Raw genomic sequence first — 4,829 nt, 5'->3', positions numbered from 1 at the left:
TAGTCATCCATGCGGGCGTCCCAGTAGCCGTAAGCGCCTTTCAAGCGCTCACGCCTGAGGACCGGAAAGCGCTTCACGACCTCGTCCGCGGGGTACCAGCGACTCGTCGGAAAGCCTGATCCGCGCGCGAGCAAATCGTAGAGCTTGAGTCCGCTGCCGACGATCCATCTTGAGCGCCCATCGTTCCCAAATACCGGAATCAGCAACTCCAGTGGAGTCGCCAGATGGGGCGCCTGCTTCACCCACCACGAACGCTCCAGAAGGGCTTCACGAACGAGCGCCAAGTGGCCGTGTTCCAGGTAACGCAAACCCCCATGCAACATCTTGGTCGAGGCGCGACTGGTGGCGGACATCAGGGAGCCTCTCTCGTACAGGTCTACAACGTCGCCCCGTCGGGCGAAAGCCCAGGCGGTCATGACACCGTTGATCCCACCCCCGATCACCGCGACCTTCATGCACGCGTCAGTATCGTCTCGTCCAGCGTGTAGATCTGACCAGTCGCCGGGCATCGTGCAGACGCTTTCCCGACGAGGGGAAGTTCGAGTCGTTCGCCATGCTCGCTGATCCAGCCGATCTGCCTGGCTGGCACTCCCGCCATCAGGGCATACGGCCTGACATCGCGGTTGACCACGGCGCCGGCCGCGACAAAGGCAAACTCTCCGACGGTGACGCCACAGACGATGGTGCAATTGGCTCCCAGCGTTGCACCCCGCCGCACTATGGTGACACGATATTCATTCTTGCGGGTCACGGCAGAGCGCGGATTGTAGACGTTGGTGAAGACCATGCTCGGGCCGCAGAAGACATCGTCCTCGATATGCACAGCGTCGTAGATCGATACGTTGTTCTGCACCTTGACGTTGTTGCCAATGGTGACGTCGTTGCCGACGAAGACGTTCTGCCCGAACGAGCATCCGCACCCGATGCGGGCGCCAGCACAGATATGCGCGAAATGCCAGACCCGGCTGCCGTCGCCGATGACCGTACCCGTATCGACAATGGCAGAGGGATGAATGGTCACGGCCATGTCAGTAATCCAGGGGCAAGGCAATGCGTCTGCCGTCACGCGCGGAGAGATACGCGGCAATCAACACTTCGAGCGACTTCAGGCCCTCGCGCCCATCGGTGTCCGGCTCCGCTTTGCCACGCATGACATTGATCACATTGTCGTAGTACAGGGGGTGGCCGAAGCCGTAGACGGATGTCGTTTCGTAGTTGGCCGAGGCAATCCGCTCATCTTCGGGCAGTGGTTCGGCAAACTCCCAATGCTGGATCTCGTTGACCGCGACACCGCCTACCCGTACGGTCCCTTTCTCGCCAAGAATGGTAATGCTGCCTTCCAGGTTCTTGGGGTAGGTCAGCATCGTGACGTTCATCGATCCCAGAGCGCCGGACCGCCAGCGTACGCTCAGCACTCCACTGTCTTCCACCTGGATGTCACGTGCCAATGTTGCCGTGTACGCCTGCATGCTTTCGATCGGGCCGATCAGCCAGTCGAGCAGGTCAACGTAGTGGCTGGCCTGATTCATGAAGGCACCCCCGTCGAACTCCCAGGTGCCGCGCCACTTGGCGCTGTCGTAGTATTCCTGCGGTCGCGTCCAGAAAACGTTGATGTTGACCATGTAGATTCGGCCGAAACGCTTCTGCTCCACCGCTCGCTTGAGTAGTTGCAGGGTCGCATTGCGCCGGTTCTGCTTGACGACGAAGAGTCGTACTCCCGCATCGTCGCAAGCCTTGACCATACGCAACCCGTCATGCCAGTGCGTCGCCATGGGCTTCTCGGTCATCACATGACGGCCGGACAAGGCGATCTCGATGGTTTGCTCCGGGTGGAGGCCACTGGGCGTTGCCAGTACCACAAGATCCGCCGCGCTCGTGGCGAGCATTTCGGTCAGGCTCGAGTGACCCTTGGCCCCCGTGCGCTGAACGGCTCTTTCGAGCGCGCGACCGTCGACGTCACAAACATCGGCAATTTCGACATGCTCGGCATGCTGTTCCATTGCGCCGAAATGGTTGCCCGAAATCCGGCCGCACCCGACAAGGGCCATGCGGATCTTGCGGTCGGTAATGGTACGATAAATGCGCATCTCTCTCCTCTTGCGATCGGAACACGGTAAAACGGGCGTGGGGCGCTGCCTGGCGGTAGGGACGATGTCGTGGTCTGGCAAGTACCCGGCGCTGCGCGTGTTCCGTGCGCCCAGCCGGGGCTGTCATGGTCACCGGCGGTGTTGGTAAGTCATTGTTGCGACGACGTGGGCACTGCCATTGCACGAGCGGGCTGCGAAAACGCTGCCGGCTCTCCGGATCTCGTCGGATCGTTGCGTCATGGGCCCGCGTTGCCGGCAACGGAAATGTCCTGAGGCGCTAGTGTACTACTGTTGAGTTGGCTGCGCTGGCCTGTACACCGAAAGCGTAGCTACCATCTCGCTGCGCCGGAACGCCCGCGACCCGGCTATGCGGCTACATGCTGCGCGTTCGATTCCGGCGAATACTCGGGCAGCCAGCGCGACAAATCCTCGCGCACCTGTGCATCGCTCCGACAGCCTGCAGCGAGCCACGGTCGCAACTTCTCCAGGAAGTCCTCATCGACCGGGCGCGCCTGCGCGATCCGCAGCTTCCGATGTCGTGTTTGACGGGTTTGTTCGGAATCAGCCAGGAGCTCCTCATAAAGCTTCTCGCCAGGACGCAGGCCGGTGAATTCAATCCGTATGTCGTCGTCCGTGTAGCCACAGAGGTGGATCATCTTCCTCGCCATTTCGACAATCCTGACCGGTTCACCCATGTCGAGCACGAAAATTTCGCCGCCTTGGCCCATGGCGGCTGCCTGCAGGACCAGTTGCGCCGCCTCCGGGATCGACATGAAGTAACGCGTGATTTCGGGATGGGTAACGGTCACCGGCCCACCACGAGCAATCTGTTCCTGAAACTTGGGGATCACGCTGCCGGTGCTGCCGAGCACGTTCCCGAAACGAACCATCTCGAACTGCGTAGCGCTCCCCTTGCGATGCAACGCCTCGCACACCATCTCGGCCAGTCGCTTGGTGGCGCCCATCACGTTGGTCGGGTTCACCGCCTTGTCGGTGGAAATCAGGACAAAGCGCTCGGCGCCGACACGCATCGCGCACTCGGCCACCAGCAAGGTGCCCATCACGTTGTTGCATACCGCCTGCCAGGCGTTGCCCACTTCCATCAGGGGTACGTGTTTGTACGCGGCGGCGTGGAAGACGACCTGCGGACGGTAGGCATCAAACACTTCGCGCAGGCGCTCGGCGTCCCTGACGTCACCAGCCATGGGAACCAGGCGAATGGTCGGTGCATGCACGGCAAACCACTGTTCGACACTGTACAGGGCAAACTCGCTGTGCTCGAAGAGAATCAACTGGGCCGGCGCAAAACGCGCCAGTTGCCGACACAGCTCGCTGCCAATCGATCCGCCGGCGCCCGACACCAGAACCACTTTACCGGCAACCATGGCGGCAACGTTCTCCGTGTCGATCGACACCGGCTCTCGCCCCAACAGATCCTCGATTTCCACCGGACGGATCGAAGAAACGGCGACGCGGCCCGACATGACCTCCTCCAGGCCCGGCACGGTAAACACGCGAGCGCCCGCCTCGACGGCAAGGTCGGCCGCGCGACGACAGGCTTCCGCGGCTGCCGATGGCATCGCCAGAATGACGTGCGACGCCTTCTCGGTGGCCAGCAGATCGGGCAAGCTGTCGATACCGCCGACCACCGGATTTCCGGAAAGCTCGCGGCCCCACTTGCTGCGGTCGTCGTCGACCATGCCCACCACTCGCCAGTCCGGGCTGCGCTCGAGTTCCCGCACCAGCATAGCCCCACCTCGCCCGGCGCCCACGATGACTACGGGCTTGCCTTGTGCGATCAGGCCACCGTACAGCCGATGCTCCTTCCACATCCGGTACGCCGCTCTGCCACCGCCCATCTGGATGGTCAGCAACATCGGGAAGAGGACGATTACCGAGCGCGGCACGATCACCGGATGGCCACGGTACAACGCAAAAAATACCAGCAGGGCCGCGGTCGAGAATCCCACTGCTCGCAGCACTCGTTTCAGGTCCGGCAAGCTGGCAAACATCCAGATCCCGCGATAAAGGCCGGCGAGGCGGCAGGCTGCGGCGTGCGCAGGCAGGAGGAAAACCAGACCCCAGCCCATCATCGAAAGAAAGCTGGCAGGTACATCGAAATTGAAGCGGAGCATGAATCCGCCTCCCCAGGCAAAAACGACTGCGGAGAGGTCGAAGAGGAAAACGAGGAGGGGGAGAAAAGTCCGGATCAATGATCTGGGCGGAAGGTGGTGGATCGCCGCATCAGGGAAAGACTTCCGCGATCCTGAACGCCCCGCCCTGCGCATCCTTGGCGGATAGCACCGGATCGCCACCGACTTCCCAGTCGATCGCCAACTCCGCGTCATTCCATAGGATGCAGCGCTCGTGCTGTGGCGCCCAGTAGTCGGTGGTCTTGTAGAGAAACTCGGCGGCATCGCTCAAAACGACAAAGCCATGGGCAAAGCCCTCCGGAATCCACATCTGCTTCTTGTTGTCAGCGCTCAGGCGTTCGCCCACCCAACGACCGAAGGTCGGCGAACTCCGGCGCAGGTCGACTGCCACATCGAAGACCTCGCCAGATACGACGCGCACGAGCTTGCCTTGCGGTCGATTGATCTGGTAATGCAATCCACGAAGCACGTTCCTGGCGGAACGCGTGTGGTTGTCCTGCACGAAGGTAATCTTCCGGCCGATGGCGGATTCGAATTGCGCCTGGTGGAAGCTCTCGAAGAAGAAACCTCGATCGTCGCCGAAAACTTT

General features: G+C 61.5%; 5 protein-coding genes. All 5 read right to left on the bottom strand.

Annotated features, from left to right (window positions below; genetic code table 11):
* Nucleotides 1–455, bottom strand: a 455-nt coding sequence (locus tag NFV80_RS04605; RefSeq protein WP_296757995.1) for an FAD-dependent oxidoreductase, incomplete at its 3' end; no start/stop codon positions are given.
* Nucleotides 452–1,027 carry an acyltransferase gene (locus NFV80_RS04600; protein ID WP_296757994.1) on the bottom strand — a complete coding sequence of 192 codons (576 nt, stop codon included), beginning with the start codon at nucleotides 1,025–1,027 and terminating at the stop codon, nucleotides 452–454. The genes NFV80_RS04605 and NFV80_RS04600, both read right to left, overlap by 4 nt.
* 1 nt (nucleotide 1,028) lies before the next feature.
* Nucleotides 1,029–2,087 carry a Gfo/Idh/MocA family oxidoreductase gene (locus tag NFV80_RS04595; protein WP_296757992.1) on the bottom strand — a complete coding sequence of 353 codons (1,059 nt, stop codon included), beginning with the start codon at nucleotides 2,085–2,087 and terminating at the stop codon, nucleotides 1,029–1,031.
* 365 nt (nucleotides 2,088–2,452) lie between these two features.
* Nucleotides 2,453–4,222, bottom strand: a complete 1,770-nt coding sequence (locus tag NFV80_RS04590) for a nucleoside-diphosphate sugar epimerase/dehydratase (RefSeq protein WP_295328709.1) — start codon at nucleotides 4,220–4,222, stop codon at nucleotides 2,453–2,455.
* Nucleotides 4,223–4,331: 109 nt separating this feature from the next.
* Nucleotides 4,332–4,829: dTDP-4-dehydrorhamnose 3,5-epimerase (gene rfbC / locus NFV80_RS04585; protein WP_295328711.1), on the bottom strand; the 498-nt coding region annotated here is incomplete at its 5' end.

The sequence above is a fragment of the Accumulibacter sp. genome (genome assembly GCF_023806565.1).
Lineage (GTDB): Bacteria > Pseudomonadota > Gammaproteobacteria > Burkholderiales > Rhodocyclaceae > Accumulibacter.
Note: the sequence above shows the minus strand (reverse complement) of the source record. Positions and strands in the feature narration are given on the sequence as shown.

Bases quoted from the DNA above. Each gene is read 5' to 3' on its own strand.
- NFV80_RS04600 (WP_296757994.1), bottom strand. From the start codon at position 1,027: ATGGCCGTGACCATTCATCCCTCTGCCATTGTCGATACGGGTACGGTC.
- NFV80_RS04595 (WP_296757992.1), bottom strand. From the start codon at position 2,087: ATGCGCATTTATCGTACCATTACCGACCGCAAGATCCGCATGGCCCTT.
- NFV80_RS04590 (WP_295328709.1), bottom strand. From the start codon at position 4,222: ATGCTCCGCTTCAATTTCGATGTACCTGCCAGCTTTCTTTCGATGATG.